Here is a 15,298-nt window from a genome sequence, read left to right on the forward strand (position 1 = left end):
CGCCCCTGACCCTTCCGGCCGTCGCCATCGACCGGCCCGGATTCCTGGCGTTCCATTTCAGCAGGCCGCATGTGCGACCGGATGCTCCCGCTGGAAGGAACGATGATGACCGAGTACGTGACGCTCGAACACGGACGGCTCGCCTGCGATCTGGTCGGGGACGGACCGCTGGTGGTGCTGTCGCACGGCATGGGCACCCTGCGCCAGGACTTCCGCTTGCTGCTCGGGCCGCTGGCCGCGGCGGGGTACCGGGTGGTCAACGTCGATATGCGCGGGCACGGCGAGTCCGGTACGGAGTGGCCCTCGGTGACCGGGAAGGCCGCCATCAGCCGCGCCGATGTAGCGGCGGACCTGCTGGGCGTGATCCGGCACTTCGGCGGCCCGGCGGTGATCGTCGGGCACTCGCTGTCGGGCGGTTCGGCGACGATCGCCGCGGCACAGGCTCCGGAGCTGGTGAGCGGGATCGTCGAGATCGGACCCTTCACCCGCACACAGCGGCTGCACGTCGGCGCTCTGCTCGGCAGCCGCCGATACCGCCGCGGCATGGTTCGCCTCGCCCTCACCATGACACTGAAGTCGATGCCCTGGTGGCGGCGCTACCTCGACGTCGCGTATCCGACCAAGCCCGCCGACTACGACCGCTACCTCGCCGACGTGGAGAGCATGCTGCGCCGGCCCGGCCGGTTTGCGGAATTCATGAAGACCGGACAGACCACTCCCGCCGACGCGCATGCCCGATTGGCTGAGGTCCGCTGTCCCGCCCTGGTGATCATGGGTTCGGCCGACCCGGATTTCGCCGATCCCGAGGCCGAGGCGAATGCTATCGTCGCCGCGCTGCCGGACGGTGTGGGTCGCGTCGTCATGATCGAGAACGGGGGACATTACCCGCATGCGCAATCGGCGGATGATGTTGCGGCAGCGATCATTCCGTTCCTCGGCCGGTGCGCGGCGCGGGCATTTCGCCATCATCGCAGCCGGGCGGGGCGGCCGCCACGGTCGACGGCCAACCGTGGCGAGACTCCCCCGCGCATCCGGCAGGGACGCACCCGGGCACGCACGTCACACGGCGCGCCGGACCTCGGCGCTCTCGTCCCGCGCCGCGCACCATCGTCTTCGTCGTCTACGAGGGCATGCAGTTGGTCGAATTGGCCGGGCCGATGGACGTTTTCGGCGCCGTCAACACGATGAGCGCCGAAACCGCCTACCGACTCCTCACGGCGTCGCCGCACGGCCGGTCGATCGAGGCCGACGGCGGCCTGACCCTCGGGGTCGGGCATTCGCTGCACGACCTCGCCTCCTCCGCCGCCGAGATCGACACCCTGGTGGTCGTCGGCGGCCGGATCTCCGGGCAGGTTTCGGCGGAGGTGGTTCGCGAATTACCCGCCCTCGCAAGGAAATCCCGTCGGGTCACCTCGGTGTGTTCCGGCGCGCTGCTGCTCGCGGCGGCCGGCCTGCTCGACGGCTACCGAGCCACGACCCACTGGGGTGCGGCCGATCTACTGGCCCGCTCGTATCCTCGCGTCGTCGTCGAACCCGACCGCATCTATGTTCACGATCGCAACCGCTGGACCTCGGCGGGTGTCTCCGCCGGCATCGACCTCGCGCTGGCCCTCGTGGAGGACGACCACGGCCGGGAGATGGCTCAGCAGGTCGCTCGCGCTTTCGTCGTCTTCACCCGGCGCTCCGGCGGTCAGACGCAATTCAGCGCCCAGTTGCGCATGCAGCCGGCGCGCACCCCCGCGATTCGCGCCGTCCAGCAATGGCTGCCCGATCACCTCGCCGGCGATCTGGCGGTGTCCGCGCTGGCTCGGCGCGCGGGCATGAGCGAACGTCATTTCGCCCGCGCGTTCCGTGCCGAAACCGGTAGTACCCCAGCGGCGTTCGTCGCCGAACTGCGCCTGGAAGCGGCCCGGCGCCTGCTGGAGTCCACCGAACTCACCGTCACCGCCATCGCACGCGTGGTCGGCTACCGCCACGGCGAAACGCTGCACCGAGCCTTCGTCCGCCGCCTCGCCACCACGCCCGAGGCCTACCGCCGGCAGTACGCCGACGCCGGCCTCGGCCCGCCGGCGGCAGAGCCGGTGGTCAGCGCAGCCCGGGGATCCGCATCGTCTCCGCCATGATGCGGGCGCCCTCGTCGTTGAGGTGCAGGCCGTCGCCACTGTCGAGATCCGGGTGGATGAAGTCGGGCCGCTCCGGATCCGCGACGGCGGCCGCCACATCGAAGACGGCGTCGAAAACCGTTGTGGTCCGCAGCCATTCGTTGACGACGACGCGCACCGGCAGGGCCGGAGCCACATTGACCTCCGGATAGATCACCCCGGCGAAGGGGCCGATCGTGTTGGCGTAGATCGGCAGTCCGGCGGCGTGTGCCCGCGCGGCGAGTTCGGTGTACCCGGCGATCAGATCATCGGCCGCGGCCACCTCGCCCAGCCCGATGTCGTTGATGCCGAGATTGACCACCACATGGGTGACGCCCGGTACGTCGAGCACGTCGCGGTCGAACCGAGCCAAGGCGCGTTCGCCGACCTCGTCGGTGAGCAACTGGTTGCCGCCGATGCCCTGGTTGACCACCCAGCCGCGGGTCAGCATCGAATTCAGCGCGTCGACGGAGCGGCGATTCGCGCCGAGCGTGGTCCCGGCGCCGTCGAACCAGGAGTCACCGAAAGCCACCACGACAGGGGTGTCCGCGTCGGCGAGCACGTCGACACCGGTGACGTAGAAGCGCGAGGCGACCTCCTCCACCTCGGAGAGGTCGGGATCGGCGGTGTGATCACCGGCGACCACGGCGGCGATCTCCATCGGCTGATGCGAGAAGGTGGCGAGTCCGGTCGCCCCGGGCAGATACAGGCTCAGCAACAGATCGTCGCCGCCGTTCACCGCGAGATCGACGGTGTCGCTGACCATTTCGCCACCCGCCGGGATGCGCACCGTGTCCACCCCGTCGAAACGCAACACGGCATCGGTTTCGGCGATCGTGGCGAATCCGTTCTTGCGCAGGGCGATTCGAGCCGCGCCGATCTCCAGTGTGTCGCGTCCGTACCGATTGCTCAATCGCACCCGAAGCTGTCGGCCGCCACCGGCCATGTGCAGCACCTGACGCACGGTCTGATCGGTGAACTCCCGGGGTTCGGTCAACTGGAACTGCTCGTAGGGGCTGATGATCGCGGAGCGGAATCCGGCGAGCCAGGTGCTGGTCATGACATCTCCATTTAGTTGACGTGAGGAATATCCTCGCAGCAATAATATGAAAGATATTCCTCATGTCAACTATCCGCACGGCAACTGTGCGTTAGGCTGACGGCGTGGAGCACACGCACGACGCCGACGTCTTCGACGACCCGCGCCTGACCGATATCGGGATGCTGTTCGAAGCGACCAACGGGATCCGCCGCAAACTCGAGCCGAGTTGGACTGCGAACGGGCTGTCGCTGCTGGATTTCGCCGCGCTCATGCGGCTGAGCCGCGCGCCCGGCCGCCGGCTGCGGATGACCGATCTGGCCGATCAGGCACAGCTGTCGACCAGCGGCGTCACCCGTCTGGTGGACCGGCTCGAGCGCAACGGATTCGCCCGGCGCCAGCCCGATCCGAACGATCGCCGCAGCTCCTACGCCGCCCTCACCGCCGCCGGCGCGACCCGGCTGGCGAAGGTACTGCCGGAATATCTGAAGATCCTCGACACCTGGTTCTACGGTCAGCTCACCCCGGAGCAGTGCGAGGCACTGATCGGCGGCCTGCGGATCATCCGTGACGCCACCTTTCCGGAGGCGGGCCGGATCTCCGAGTGACACCTCGGCCCCAAGCTGTCGACCGGTCGCCGACCGTTCCGCAGCCGCATAGCCGAATGCTCGCGTTCACCGCACGGTCCGGTATCGCCCGGTCCCTATTGCCGAGATTCGCCCGGTTCGACTCGTAGACTCGACCGATACGAGTTACTTCCCAGCGACACCGGTCGACGACGGGAGCGGCGCATGGCTGATCACGTTCGAACAGACGCTGAACTCGGTTCGCCACCCACCGGTGCCAGACGGTGGTACGCCCTCGCGGTCCTCGCGCTGGGGCTTGCGATGGTGACGCTGGACGGCACAGTCGTCGGTGTGTCGCTGCCGACGATCATCGGTGATCTCGGACTCGATTTCACCCAGGCGCAGTGGGTCTTCTGCGTGTATTCGGTGGTGCTCGCGGTTCTGCTGATCGTCGTCGGCCGGATCGGTGACCGGTACGGCCGGCGCGTGATCTTCGTGCTCGGGGTGCTGATCTTCGTCGGCGGCAGTCTGTTGTCCGCCTCCGCGGATTCGGCGAGTCCGCTCATCTGGGGCCGGATCGTGCAGGGGATCGGCGGTGCGGCGGTCGTGGCGGGATCACTGGGCACGGTTGCGGCGATGTTCCAGGGGCGAGCGCGCGTCATCGCGTTCACCGCGTGGGTGGTCGCTCCGGCCGCCGCGGCGGTCGTCGGCGCGGCGCTGGCCGGGTGGTTCATCGACTCCTTCACCTGGCCGTGGATCTTCCTGATCAACGTGCCGATCGCGGTGGTCGTGCTGCTCGGGACGGTTCTCGTGCCCGAAACCCGCATCGGCGGTTCGGCCACCGGACCGGATGTGGACGGCTGGCTGCTCAGTACGGCCGGGTTCGCGCTGGTGATCTTCGCCCTCATCGAGGGCGAGCGTTACGGCTGGGTGCGGCCGCGGCGGGAGTTCACCGTGTTCGGGGTGACCTGGTCGATGCAATCGGCGAGTTCGCCCATACCGTTCGTGCTCGCTGTCGGCGTGTTGCTGCTGGTGCTGTTCGTCTTCTGGGAAAGACACCGGGTGAGGGTGGAACATGCCGCGCTGGTGGACTTCTCGCATCTGCGCGATCCCCGGCACTGGGGTGACGGCGCGGCCCTGCTGATCGCGGCGGCACAGTTCGGAGTGCTCTTCGTGCTGCCGCTGTACCTGGTGAACTGCCTCGGGTTGTCCACGCTGCGAACGAGTTCGATTCTCGTGGTGCTGACCGGCTGCGCGCTGATCTCGGCGATCCTGACCGCCGGGCCGCTGCGGGCGGTACCTCCGCTGTGGCTGATCCGGATCGGCCTGGCGATCGCGTTGCTCGCGATGGCGGTGACCGCGCTGGCATTGACCTCGACTATTCCGGCGTGGGCCCCGACCGTGCTACTCGCCTGCTACGGAATCGGACTCGGGCTGGCCTCCGCCCCGTTGACGGCGAATATCCGGCGCACCGGCGCGGGCACCGTGGCATCGGATCCGGGATCGATCACCGCGGCCACCGCCCGGCCCGCCGGTGCCGCGCTCGGCGTGGCGGTCCTCGGCAGTATCCTCTCGATCGGTCTCGGCCACTTCCTGCCCGATCGGCTGAGCTACGTCCCCGGCCTGACCGCGCGGGCCGCGGGCGCGGTGGGTGCGGCCACCCGCGATTCGGCGGGCGACGCGATCGTCGGACTGCGTACCCAGCACGCGCCGACCGCGGTCACCGACGCGCTGGCCAACGGCTTCGCCGACGCGACTCGGGTGGCGCTGCTCGGCGTCGCGGTGGTGCTGCTGCTGGCCTTCGTGGTGGCCACGCGCATCCCGCCCGAGGCCCAGCAGATCGACACCGATCAGATCGATGCCGAACCGCCAGGTGCCGAACCGCCCGGTGCGGTGGCCCGCCACCGGGTCACCGAGCGGCCGGAGGCGGCGCGCCGGATCACCGACGAGGAGGGCGCCGCGCCGGTCGAACGCGGCGAAGCGACGTAGCGATCCCGGCGGCCGACATTCCCCCGGATCACCAGTCGATCAGATCGAGTTCGTGCAGGCGCCGGAAGACCAGGATCGAGCCGGGCGCGACATGCGGCATGGCCGCGTACTCGCCGACGGTGAAATAACGCAGTTCGGCGATCTCGCTGGTCGGCGTCGGTTCGCCGGTGAGGTCCGCGATGAAGCAGGTCATGTGCAGCGCGGTACCGGGCGTGTGCCCGTACGCCTCACATTCGAAGACGCCGAGTTCGTCGTGGGCCGCCACGTCGACACCGAGTTCCTCGCGCACCTCGCGGTACAACGCCTGCACCGGTGATTCACCGGGGTCGATCTTCCCACCCGCCATGTAGAACACCTCTTTGCCGGTCGAACGTGCCTGCAGCAGACGGCGATTCCGGATGTGCGCGAGTGCGGCGGTGCGAATCATAAAGGGAGCCTTCACGATACGGTCGGTACGGGCGGGGAGCTCACCGGGCGGCAGGCGCGAGCTTCCAGTGTTCGTGCAGGGCCGCGGCGATCTCGGGCAGCACGGTGACCGGGATACGCTGCTCACGCAGGATCCGGCGAATCTCGGCGACCTGTTCGCGCTTGCGGTGTTCGTAGGCGTTGGAGACCGGATGCCGCACCGGCGGAATGCTGAGCAGTACCAGTTCGTCGTGCGGTTCGTCGCCGCCGGTCAGATCCAGCGCGAGCGACCAGCGGGCGCGCTCGTCGAGGGCGAACCGCCCGGCCACCACCCGATCCCACTCCAGCCGCGATTCGGCCCACGGGGTGCGCCGGTAGATCGCGCGGTCGGTGAGAACGACGACATCGCGACCGAACAGCGCCACCAGCAGCGCGATACCCGCCACCGCGCCGGCCAGCAGTCCCGTGAAGATCCGGTTCACTCCGAACAGGGCCACCACGGCACCGCAGATCACCAGCACCGACAGCACGGCGAGCGCACTGTAGGTGAGGGTGCGGCGGCCGGTGACGACACCGGCCCGCACCGCCCGGACCGGTCCGCGGGACCGCCGGGAGATGTCGGGTCCGGATACGGGCGGGACGTCGTCGCTCATAGTGACACCTCGGAGTTCGCTCGCGTCGGACTCAGCCGCGCAGCGGGACGGCGGCCTCGGCGGTGTAGACCAGGAAGGTCAGGCTTTCCTGGAAGTACAGCTGCACGCTCTCCGCGTCGTGGGACAGGTAGCCGATCGACAGGTCCTGACCCAGTTGCAGATCGAAGTCGCCGCCGCGGGTGGTGAGCACGAAGGCACCGTCGATGGCGGGCGCCCAGATGATCTCGCCCTCGGGGATCAGCCGCTCGATATGTGTGCGGATCGGATGGCCGTGGTCGGAGGTCTCGCTCACCGCGGTGTACAGATCGGCGCTCAGCAGCACCGAATACGGCCCGTCGACACCGGCGAGGCGCAACTTGCTCAGTGCCTGTGCGATGGCCTCCGGGATGAGTCGCGGATCGCTCGGCGCGGTGACAGGGGTGTTCGACACGGCCGCGCGGATGCCGGTGATACCGGCGGCGGGGTAGCCCTCGAAGACGGCGCGGTCCTCGGCGAACGCGATCTTGCGGGCGGCATCCTTGACCGGATCCAGATCCGCGTCCTGTGCGCCGCGCTCGACGTTGTCGAGTTCCTCGCGCGAGAGAGTGAACGGCACGCGCAGCTCGACCAGCGGCGCCACCACGCGCTGGCGAGCCTGGACGCCCTGATCGGGCGCGTCGATGAGGGTGGTGCGTCCCAATCCGACCGCGGAATAGTCGGTGCCGTGCGGGCCGGACAGATCCACCACCCGGCGACCGGCGATATGACGCCGGAAGGTGCGCGTCGCCTCCTCCTCGATGGCCGACCACGCCTCGGAGGTGATCGGCGCGAGTTCACGGTGCAGATTGTTCATTGAGGGATCCTTTTCAACGTGCCGATACCGAGGGAGCCGTCGCCGGAAGACGCGGCCGCGGGCAGCTCGGCGATTCCGGCTGCCTCGAGTTCCAGGTCCTGCTCCGAAGCCGCCTCCTGTGCGGGGGCGTCCGGAAGGTCGTCGAAGAAATCGTTGGCCGGGGTGAAGAACAGGGTGCCGGTGATCGCGGTGGAGAAATCGAGAATGCGGTCGTAGGGCGCCTCGTCGCTGCCGAGGAACATGCGGACCAGCATCCGTTCGGTGACATCCGGGGTAGCGGCGTAAGCGATGTAGTACGTGCCGAATTCGCCCTCGCGGACACTGCCGAAGGGCATGTTGGCACGCAGGATCTGGCGCTCGGTGCCGTCCGGATCGATCAGGGTGTTCACCGCGACATGGGAATCCGCCGGCTTGTCCTCGTCGGACAGCTCCAGATCCTCGAGTTTGGTACGGCCGATGACGAGTTGCTGCTCCTCGACCGTCAGCGAACTCCACGCCTCCAGATCGTGCAGATATTTCTGGACGATGACATAACTACCGCCGGCGAACTCGGGATCCTCGTCGCCGATGAGTGCCGCGGCGACGGCGGCAGGACCCTCGGGATTCTCGGTGCCGTCGACGAAGCCGAGCAGATCACGCTGTTCGAAATAGCGAAACCCGGTCGTCTCGTCGATGATCGTGGCCGCACCCTTCAACCGGGAACCGATCAGCATCGCCAATTCGAAACAGGCGTCCGGCAATTCGCCCTTGATGTGAAACAGCAGATCGCCCGGCGTGGCCGGGGCCTGATGCTTCTCCCCGGCGTAGCCCGGAAATTCGTGCAACTGCGCGGGTTTCGGGCCGGCGAACAGCCGATCCCAGGCGGCGGAACCGATACTCGTCACACAGGACAGCCGCGTTTCCGGCACCCGGAACCCGATCGAGCGCCGCAGTCCCGCCAGATCCGCGAGAAGGTCGCGCACCACCGGCTCACCGCCCTCGTCGATCGTCGCGACGAGGAAGATCGCGGCGCGCGAAAGCGGATCGAGGATCGGCTGCGGCTCACCCATGATCAACAGGGTACGGTGCCGGGCCGACAGCGCGTGCGGACGGCCCGACCTCGCGAGACCGGCCTCACTTCGCGACGGTCAGCAGGAATACCGCGTCGTCGATGGCCTTCACACTGTGCCGAGCCGAGGGAATGACGAGCAGATCGCCGGGCGAGCCCTTCCACTCGTTGGTGCCACAGATCAGAATCAGGGTTCCGGTCAGGACCTGCAGGGTGGCTTCGCCGTGAGTTTCGTGCTCGGCCAGGCTCTGGCCGGCGGTCAGCGCGATGAGGGTCTGGCGCAGGCTGTGGGTGTGGCCGCCGTAGAGGGTTTGCGAACTGCGTCCACTCGTGGCGGACGCGGCCAGCTTCAGCTGCTGGCGAGCCGCCGCCGTCAGCGATTTCTTGTCCATGATCTGCCTCTCGCGGTTCAGCCGGGATCGGGGCTGTGGTCACAGGCTGGATATGGCTGAGTATGCCGGACCCACCTCGCGCGGTCGGCCGTTTCGCCGATGCGATTCGGGTTCGATACCTGCCGGGCGCGATTCAGCCGACGGTGGCGGGGGCGGTGTCGCGGGCGAAGCGCCGGATCCGGTAGCGCAGCCCCGACCGCGACTGCGACCAGGGCGCGTCCTCCACCTGCCAGTCGCCCTCGATCGCGGGTGCGTAGGCGTCGCCGGGGATATCGGCGTCGATTTCGGTGACCATCAGATCGGTCGCGTAATCCATTGCCTGCCGGTAGATTTCGCCGCCACCGATGATCCACACGGTCTCCGCGGCGGCCAGTGCGATGGCGCTCGCCACCGAATCGGCGCGTTCGGCGCCCGCTGCCGACCACTGCGATTGGCGCGTGATCACGATATTGCGCCGTCCGGGCAGCGGCCGGAAACGCGCGGGCAGCGAATCCCAGGTGCGCCGGCCCATCAGTACCGGATGATCGGCGGTGACCATTTTGAAATGCGCCACATCCTCGGGCACTCGCCACGGAATGGCGTTGTCCGCGCCGATCACGCCGGCCCGGGTCTGCGCCCAGATCAGCCCGATGCGGCTCATACCGCCACCGGTGCCTTGATCGCCGGATGATGGCGGTAGTCGAGCACTTCCACGTCGTCGAAGGTGTAGTCGAACAGGCTCGGCGCGGGCCGCAGATGCAACCGCGGGAACGGGTACGGCTCGCGGCTCAGCTGTTCGCGAACCTGCGTCAGATGGTTGTCGTAGATGTGGCAGTCGCCGCCGGTCCAGATGAAATCGCCGGGCTCCAATTCGGTCTGCTGCGCGACCATCTGGGTCAGCAGCGCGTAGCTCGCGATATTGAACGGCACCCCGAGAAAAAGGTCGGCGCTGCGCTGATACAGCTGGCAGGACAGTTTTCCGTCCGCGACGTGGAATTGGAAGAACGCGTGGCACGGGGCCAGCGCCATCTTGTCCAGATCCGCCACGTTCCACGCCGAGACGATGATCCGCCGGGAATCGGGATCGGTGCGCAGCGTCTGCAGAACCTGCGCTATCTGGTCGATGTGGGTGCCGTCCGGAGTGGGCCAGCTGCGCCACTGAACCCCGTAGACCGGCCCGAGTTCACCGTGCGCGTCGGCCCATTCGTCCCAGATCGTGACACCGTGCTCGTGCAGCCAGCGGACATTGGAATCGCCGCGCAGGAACCACAGCAATTCGTAGACGATCGATTTCAGATGCACCTTTTTCGTGGTGATCAGCGGGAAGCCGGCGGAGAGGTCGTAGCGCAGCTGATGTCCGAAAATCGAACGCGTACCCGTCCCGGTGCGGTCGGATTTCGGCGTACCGCGCTCGAGTACCAGCCGCAGCAGATCCTCGTACTGGGTGTCGTTTCCGGGCGCGCCGTCCATATCCGCAAGCCTAGCCTTCGGGCGACCACCGCCCTCATCGCGTGGTGGTCCGCTGGCTAGCCTGGGGCACCGTGCGCATGCTCTATGTGATCGGAATCGGCGCCGGGGATCCCCGGCAGGTGACCGTGCAGGCGGTCGAGGCGATTCGGCAGGTCGACACGTTCTTCGTCATCGGCAAGGGGGAGACCAAGCGGGAACTGACCGAGGTCCGCGCCGCGATCCTCGCCGCACACGCCGATCCGGAACATCGCGTGGTGGCCATCGCCGATCCGCCGCGCGAACGCACGGTCTCCGGCGCCGACGACTATCGCGAGGTGGTCGAGGACTGGCATCGCCGCCGTGCCGAACTGCTGGCCGAGGCGTTCGATGCCATCGAGGGGGTCGGCGGCATTCTGGTCTGGGGCGATCCCTCGCTCTACGACAGCACCCTGCGGATGGTGCAGCGAGTGCTGGACGCGGGAACGCGATTCGAGTACGAGGTGATCCCGGGCGTCACCAGTGCCCAGGCCCTGGCGGCGGCCCACCGCATCGTGCTGCACGAGATCGGCGAACCGGTGCACATCACCACCGGTCGCCGCGTGCGCGCCGAGGGCGTGGCGGCGGACGGGCCGACACTGGTGATGCTCGACGGCGAGTGTTCGTTCACGCAGGTGCCGGGCGACGATCTGCACATCTGGTGGGGCGCCTACCTGGGGATGCCGGACGAGACGTTGATCGAGGGGCCGCTGCGCGCGGTGGAGGATCGAATCGTGCGGCGCCGCAACGAACTTCGGGAGGCGAAGGGGTGGGTCATGGACATATACCTTTTGCGCAGAATCGGTTAGCCGCCCGTCGTTCCGCGGACATGTCCGAAATAGCTCCAAAATTGCTGTGGAATAAATCGATACGAATGTGATCCACACCACCGTCCGGTTCGAATCACTGTCAATCGATCGGAATCCGACTGGAGGTTTTCATGGCAGGGCAGCATTCGGCGGCATCGGGACAGTGGTGCCGGCGCGTTGGTTCCTCACTCGTCCTCGGCGCGTTGCCACTGACCGTGGCACTGTGGCAGACGGGCGTGGCGGGGGCGGCCGCGCCGACCACCGATTCGGGTGTGGCACCGGCCGCGGGGATGCTGCCGGACGCCGGAACCGTCGCCGCCGGCGTGTCGAACGCGGCGGATGCGGTGGCACGCGCGGTCGCGCAGACCAACCCCTGGCAGTTCCAGCCGAGCGCGGCGACCGACCCGGCCGTGCCGCCGTTCGCCGCGCCGATCGCGGATCCGGAACCGAATGCCGCCACCGCCGACGCCACCGCGCCGGCCGGCGCACCCGCCCCCGGCTCCATCTCGTCGAACCGTAACGCCGCGAACAGCACTCGGGCGGTGCCCGATCTCACCGCCCCGGCGATGGTGAATCCGGGCGCACTGCATCTGCCCGATCTCGCCCATCCGGCGCCGCCGGTGGCGCCGATCAAGGCGCCCGAGGGCACCATCCGGATCGGTTCGGTCGTGACGCCGCGGCCCGACTTCATCGATCCGCAGCTGACCGGGCAGATCAACGATTCCGCCGCGCAGGCCGAGGCCGGGCTGGCGCAGACCATGGACTCCGCCGGATTCGAGCCGTCGCGTTCGGATCGCATCGCAGCGGACACCCTCGGCGGCGCGGTGATCGGGTCCAGTGTGGGCAATATCGTCAGCAGCCCCATCGCGAGCACCAGCGCGATGGTCGGCGCGGTCGCCGGTCTGATCGCCGGGATCCCGTTCCTGCCGGCGGGCCTGGTCGTCATGCCGGTCGTCGGCGCCGCCATCGGTTACGCGGTGATCGCGGCGCCGGCCGCTGCCGCGGGTGCCGCGATCGGCGCCGGAGTGGGCGCGATCGAGGGTGCGGTCGCCCCCGGTGTGGCCACGCCGCAGCAGGGGCCCGCCCAGATGTGACGCGAGTCGCGTGCCGCGGTGATCGAATCGCGTGCCGCGAGGCCGACGGCCGCGTTCTCCCGGTGGGAACGCGGCCGTTCGCATCGGCCGGGTCTCCGCTCGCCGTGTGAAAGCGGCCGGTTGTCGGTGGACGCCGGTAGGCTGCGGGAATGCCCGAGTTGCCGGAGATCATGGCGCTCGAACAGTTTCTGGTCGAGCATGCCGTAGGCGCGGTTGTCGGGCGGGTCGACGTCGCGGCGCTGAGTGTGCTGAAAACGTTCGATCCGCCGGTGACCGCGCTGTCGGGACGCGACGTCACCGGTGCCGGGCACTGGGGTAAACATCTGGGCCTCGACTGCGACGGCCTGTGGTTGATCACGCATCTGTCCCGCGGCGGCTGGCTGCGCTGGATCGACGAACCGGGCGCCGCGCCGCCGAAACCGGGTAAAGGCCCGCTCGCGCTCCGGGTCCACTTCTTCACCCGCGAGGGCGCGACACCCGCCTTCGATCTCACCGAGGCGGGCACCAAGAAGCGGCTCGCGGTCTGGATCACCGAGGATCCGCAGTCGGTGCCGGGCATCGCCCGACTGGGCCCCGACGCGCTCGAGAACTCCGAGGACGGCTTCGCCGAACTCCTCGCCGGCACCTCGCAACGGTTGAAGACCGTGCTGGCCGATCAAACCGTGCTGGCCGGCATCGGCAACGCCTACTCCGACGAGATCCTGCACGCCGCCCGGCTCTCGCCCTTCGCCACCGCGTCCACGCTCGGCGCGGACAAGGTCGCCGAGTTGTACCGGGCCATGCGCGAAATCCTCACCGACGCGATCACCCGCTCCGTCGGCCAGGACGCGGCCCGGCTCAAGGGAGAGAAGCGCTCCGGCATGCAGGTGCACGCGCGGACCGGACTGCCGTGCCCGGTCTGCGGTGACACCGTGCGGGAAGTCGCCTACGCCGACAAATCGTTCCAGTACTGCCCGACCTGTCAGACCGGCGGCAAGATCCTCGCCGACCGGCGCATGTCCCGGCTGCTGAAGTAGGTCAGACCGGCGCGGGAACCCGGACTCCTTGCCAGGCAAGGCGTTTCGCACGATCCGGATCGACCTCCACCCGAGCCGGGCTGTCGATGATGCGGGTGCTGCGGCGCTGCTCGGTGTACTGCGGCCAGGACGGCAGCGGCTCGCCCTTGCGGGCGAACGAGAGCCAGTTGTCCTGGAATTCGCGCTGCACCGCGAGGAAGTCCCGATAGCCGCCGGCCGCGGTGAGCCCGCGCCCGATGGGGCTGTCCACCCCGCCGAACACCGGGATCAGATCGAGGGCGTGGGTGGCGCCGAAACCGGCCAGCTGGACCGCGCGCGGTGCGTAGTCGAGCCGATAGGCGTAGGTCGGGGCGTGGCGGCTGTGGCCCTCGAGCACCTCCACGGTGGGCCGCCAGAAGACGAAGTCGCCGCCCATGCGCACGGCGGCCCGACGCGACGGATACCCGGGATAGGCTGCCACGACCCGCTTTTCGAGGTCGGCGTCGCCGCATCGCGACAGCGCCACGTGCAGTTGTTCGGCGGTGGTGGGCAGGGAGCGATCGAAGCGTTTGAACAGGGTCGCCTCGTGGCGGTTGGTGCCGATGATCAGCGGGACGGCGTGAGCGCGCCCGGCGGCGATGGCGTCGATCGGATCCATCGGCAGGAAGTCGCCGTCGACGACCGGGGCGGCGGGGAAACTGCCCGGCTGCCGCCACAGCACATCGCCGATCGCGCGATCGGCGGCCTTGCGGATGTCGTTCGAGCCGGCGGTGCTCAGCGCCTCGGCCGCCTGTTCCGGCGTGGCGCCGAGGTTGTCGACGCAGCGCCGGGCGAAGATCCGCGCCGCCTCGGCCGTCAGCGACCAGTCCGCCGGCGCGCTCTGCGCGATGCCGCGGTGGAACAGCCCGGCCGCGGCCGGGGTGGCGAGCAGGCTGACCACCGCATGCGCGCCGGCCGATTCGCCGAAGATGGTGACATTGTTCGGATCGCCGCCGAAGGCCGCGATATTGCGCTGCACCCACCGCAGCGCCGCCACCTGGTCGCGCAGACCCAGATTCGATTCGAACGGCCTTGTCTCCGTGGAGAATTCACCGAAGTCGACGTAGCCGAATGCGCCCAGCCGATAGTTGAACGATACGACGATCACATCGCCGCGCAACGCCAGCCGGGCGCCGGAGTACAACCGCAGCGCCGAGGTGCCCAGCACGTAACCGCCACCGTGGATGAACACCATGACCGGCCGGGGTGTGGCGGCCGGTTCCGCGGGCGCGGTCACATTCAGGGTCAGGCAGTCTTCACTCGTCGGCTGCGGGCCGCGTGGTCCGATCCGGGCGCCGTCCCGCTGCTGCATCGCGGCGAATCCGTATTCGGTGGCCAAGCGCACCCCGGACCAGCTCTCGACGGGCTGCGGCGCGCGGAAACGAAGATCGCCGACCGGCGGCGCGGCGAAGGGAATCGAACGCCACTGCACGATGCGACGACGCCTGAGACCGCGGACAACGCCGTCGGCGGTCGTGATGTCAACCATTACCCGATGCTAACCGTTACTGCAGGTACCCTTCGACCTGCTTCACGGGGTTGGCCTGGGCCTCGTCCGGGTTGCCACCCTGATCGATGCGGGCCCGCCGCTGCCGCAGCAGATCCCAGCACTGATCCAGCATCACCTCGAGATCGGCCAGCTTCGCCCGCTCGGTCTCGGGATCGAGTTCCCCGCTGGTGGCCTTGGACCGCAGCTGATGCTCCTGCTTCACCAGGTCCTGGATATGGGCAAGGATGTCCTGTTCGGTCATGAGGCCATGGTACGGCGCGGGTGCGGGATGTAGTTCGGCCCTGCCCTCCGGTTGCGGATCCCTGCGGAGGCGCCACATTGA

General features: G+C 68.6%; 17 protein-coding genes. 7 read left to right on the forward strand and 10 right to left on the reverse strand.

The features are described from left to right. Nucleotides 1-105: 105 nt before the first annotated feature. Together A5780_RS32660 and A5780_RS32665 are read left to right on the forward strand one after the other, a co-directional pair. A complete protein-coding gene (locus A5780_RS32660; protein WP_082976863.1) occupies nt 106-1,188 on the forward strand; it encodes an alpha/beta fold hydrolase in 1,083 nt (360 codons plus the stop codon). Beyond that, nucleotides 1,131-2,123: a GlxA family transcriptional regulator gene (locus tag A5780_RS32665; RefSeq protein ID WP_082976852.1), complete on the forward strand. Its 993-nt coding sequence runs from the start codon at nt 1,131-1,133 to the stop codon at nt 2,121-2,123. Before A5780_RS32660 ends, A5780_RS32665 begins: the two co-directional genes overlap by 58 nt. Here A5780_RS32665 and A5780_RS32670 read toward each other — a convergent pair. Further along, nucleotides 2,086-3,201 (reverse strand): GDSL-type esterase/lipase family protein, encoded by a 1,116-nt coding sequence (locus A5780_RS32670; protein WP_064910983.1) that lies wholly within the window; start codon nt 3,199-3,201, stop codon nt 2,086-2,088. The genes A5780_RS32665 and A5780_RS32670 overlap by 38 nt on opposite strands. A gap of 104 nt (nt 3,202-3,305) precedes the next feature. On the opposite strand from A5780_RS32670, the gene A5780_RS32675 reads away from it, so the two are divergent. Further along, on the forward strand, nt 3,306-3,788 hold the full coding sequence (locus tag A5780_RS32675) for a MarR family winged helix-turn-helix transcriptional regulator (RefSeq protein ID WP_231983177.1): 483 nt from the start codon (nt 3,306-3,308) through the stop codon (nt 3,786-3,788). 183 nt (nt 3,789-3,971) lie between these two features. Continuing rightward, the gene (locus A5780_RS32680) at nt 3,972-5,735 is read left to right on the forward strand and encodes an MFS transporter (RefSeq protein WP_082976853.1); all 1,764 of its coding nucleotides are present in this window, start codon (nt 3,972-3,974) and stop codon (nt 5,733-5,735) included. A gap of 28 nt (nt 5,736-5,763) precedes the next feature. Here the strand turns inward: A5780_RS32680 and A5780_RS32685 are convergent, their stop codons facing one another. From A5780_RS32685 to A5780_RS32715, 7 genes are all read right to left on the reverse strand, one after another. After that, a complete protein-coding gene (locus tag A5780_RS32685) occupies nt 5,764-6,162 on the reverse strand; it encodes an NUDIX domain-containing protein (protein ID WP_064910985.1) in 399 nt (132 codons plus the stop codon). A 40-nt stretch (nt 6,163-6,202) separates the two neighbouring features. Next, complete coding sequence (locus A5780_RS32690; protein WP_104363677.1) at nt 6,203-6,793, reverse strand: hypothetical protein; 591 nt, start codon at nt 6,791-6,793, stop codon at nt 6,203-6,205. A gap of 31 nt (nt 6,794-6,824) precedes the next feature. Continuing rightward, entirely contained in the window at nt 6,825-7,625 is an 801-nt protein-coding gene (locus A5780_RS32695) for a family 1 encapsulin nanocompartment shell protein (protein ID WP_063014212.1), read from the reverse strand. Continuing rightward, nucleotides 7,622-8,674 carry a Dyp-type peroxidase gene (locus A5780_RS32700; RefSeq protein ID WP_063014213.1) on the reverse strand — a complete coding sequence of 351 codons (1,053 nt, stop codon included), beginning with the start codon at nt 8,672-8,674 and terminating at the stop codon, nt 7,622-7,624. Before A5780_RS32700 ends, A5780_RS32695 begins: the two co-directional genes overlap by 4 nt. A gap of 64 nt (nt 8,675-8,738) precedes the next feature. Further along, nucleotides 8,739-9,065, reverse strand: coding sequence for a cupin domain-containing protein (locus A5780_RS32705; RefSeq protein WP_030517171.1), 327 nt, complete (start codon nt 9,063-9,065; stop codon nt 8,739-8,741). Nucleotides 9,066-9,198: 133 nt separating this feature from the next. Further along, nucleotides 9,199-9,705 carry a dihydrofolate reductase gene (locus A5780_RS32710; RefSeq protein ID WP_064903686.1) on the reverse strand — a complete coding sequence of 169 codons (507 nt, stop codon included), beginning with the start codon at nt 9,703-9,705 and terminating at the stop codon, nt 9,199-9,201. Continuing rightward, nucleotides 9,702-10,514, reverse strand: coding sequence for a thymidylate synthase (locus A5780_RS32715; protein WP_063014215.1), 813 nt, complete (start codon nt 10,512-10,514; stop codon nt 9,702-9,704). The genes A5780_RS32710 and A5780_RS32715 overlap by 4 nt, the downstream gene beginning before the upstream one ends. A gap of 71 nt (nt 10,515-10,585) precedes the next feature. Between A5780_RS32715 and cobF the strand changes: the two genes are divergently transcribed. From cobF to A5780_RS32730, 3 genes are all read left to right on the forward strand, one after another. Then, nucleotides 10,586-11,338 carry a precorrin-6A synthase (deacetylating) gene (gene cobF / locus A5780_RS32720; RefSeq protein ID WP_064911033.1) on the forward strand — a complete coding sequence of 251 codons (753 nt, stop codon included), beginning with the start codon at nt 10,586-10,588 and terminating at the stop codon, nt 11,336-11,338. 131 nt (nt 11,339-11,469) lie between these two features. Further along, entirely contained in the window at nt 11,470-12,432 is a 963-nt protein-coding gene (locus A5780_RS32725; protein ID WP_064910986.1) for a DUF456 domain-containing protein, read from the forward strand. Nucleotides 12,433-12,581: 149 nt separating this feature from the next. Next, nucleotides 12,582-13,448: an Fpg/Nei family DNA glycosylase gene (locus A5780_RS32730; RefSeq protein WP_064910987.1), complete on the forward strand. Its 867-nt coding sequence runs from the start codon at nt 12,582-12,584 to the stop codon at nt 13,446-13,448. A gap of 1 nt (nt 13,449) precedes the next feature. On the opposite strand, the gene A5780_RS32735 is transcribed toward A5780_RS32730, so the two are convergent. Continuing rightward, a complete protein-coding gene (locus A5780_RS32735) occupies nt 13,450-14,955 on the reverse strand; it encodes a carboxylesterase/lipase family protein (protein ID WP_063014219.1) in 1,506 nt (501 codons plus the stop codon). Between the two features lie 16 nt (nt 14,956-14,971). Then, on the reverse strand, nt 14,972-15,217 hold the full coding sequence (locus A5780_RS32740; RefSeq protein ID WP_030517178.1) for a DUF2630 family protein: 246 nt from the start codon (nt 15,215-15,217) through the stop codon (nt 14,972-14,974). Nucleotides 15,218-15,298: the final 81 nt, after the last annotated feature.

It is taken from the genome of Nocardia sp. 852002-20019_SCH5090214 (assembly GCF_001665865.1).
In the GTDB taxonomy this organism is placed as follows: domain Bacteria; phylum Actinomycetota; class Actinomycetes; order Mycobacteriales; family Mycobacteriaceae; genus Nocardia; species Nocardia nova.

What these genes read in the sequence shown, in the direction of transcription:
- A5780_RS32660 (WP_082976863.1), top strand. Translation starts at nt 106, where the DNA reads ATGACCGAGTACGTGACGCTCGAACACGGACGGCTCGCCTGCGATCTG.
- A5780_RS32665 (WP_082976852.1), top strand. Translation starts at nt 1,131, where the DNA reads ATGCAGTTGGTCGAATTGGCCGGGCCGATGGACGTTTTCGGCGCCGTC.
- A5780_RS32670 (WP_064910983.1), bottom strand. Translation starts at nt 3,201, where the DNA reads ATGACCAGCACCTGGCTCGCCGGATTCCGCTCCGCGATCATCAGCCCC.
- A5780_RS32680 (WP_082976853.1), top strand. Translation starts at nt 3,972, where the DNA reads ATGGCTGATCACGTTCGAACAGACGCTGAACTCGGTTCGCCACCCACC.
- A5780_RS32685 (WP_064910985.1), bottom strand. Translation starts at nt 6,162, where the DNA reads ATGATTCGCACCGCCGCACTCGCGCACATCCGGAATCGCCGTCTGCTG.
- A5780_RS32690 (WP_104363677.1), bottom strand. Translation starts at nt 6,793, where the DNA reads ATGAGCGACGACGTCCCGCCCGTATCCGGACCCGACATCTCCCGGCGG.
- A5780_RS32695 (WP_063014212.1), bottom strand. Translation starts at nt 7,625, where the DNA reads ATGAACAATCTGCACCGTGAACTCGCGCCGATCACCTCCGAGGCGTGG.
- A5780_RS32700 (WP_063014213.1), bottom strand. Translation starts at nt 8,674, where the DNA reads ATGGGTGAGCCGCAGCCGATCCTCGATCCGCTTTCGCGCGCCGCGATC.
- A5780_RS32705 (WP_030517171.1), bottom strand. Translation starts at nt 9,065, where the DNA reads ATGGACAAGAAATCGCTGACGGCGGCGGCTCGCCAGCAGCTGAAGCTG.
- A5780_RS32710 (WP_064903686.1), bottom strand. Translation starts at nt 9,705, where the DNA reads ATGAGCCGCATCGGGCTGATCTGGGCGCAGACCCGGGCCGGCGTGATC.
- A5780_RS32715 (WP_063014215.1), bottom strand. Translation starts at nt 10,514, where the DNA reads ATGGACGGCGCGCCCGGAAACGACACCCAGTACGAGGATCTGCTGCGG.
- A5780_RS32725 (WP_064910986.1), top strand. Translation starts at nt 11,470, where the DNA reads ATGGCAGGGCAGCATTCGGCGGCATCGGGACAGTGGTGCCGGCGCGTT.
- A5780_RS32730 (WP_064910987.1), top strand. Translation starts at nt 12,582, where the DNA reads ATGCCCGAGTTGCCGGAGATCATGGCGCTCGAACAGTTTCTGGTCGAG.
- A5780_RS32735 (WP_063014219.1), bottom strand. Translation starts at nt 14,955, where the DNA reads ATGGTTGACATCACGACCGCCGACGGCGTTGTCCGCGGTCTCAGGCGT.
- A5780_RS32740 (WP_030517178.1), bottom strand. Translation starts at nt 15,217, where the DNA reads ATGACCGAACAGGACATCCTTGCCCATATCCAGGACCTGGTGAAGCAG.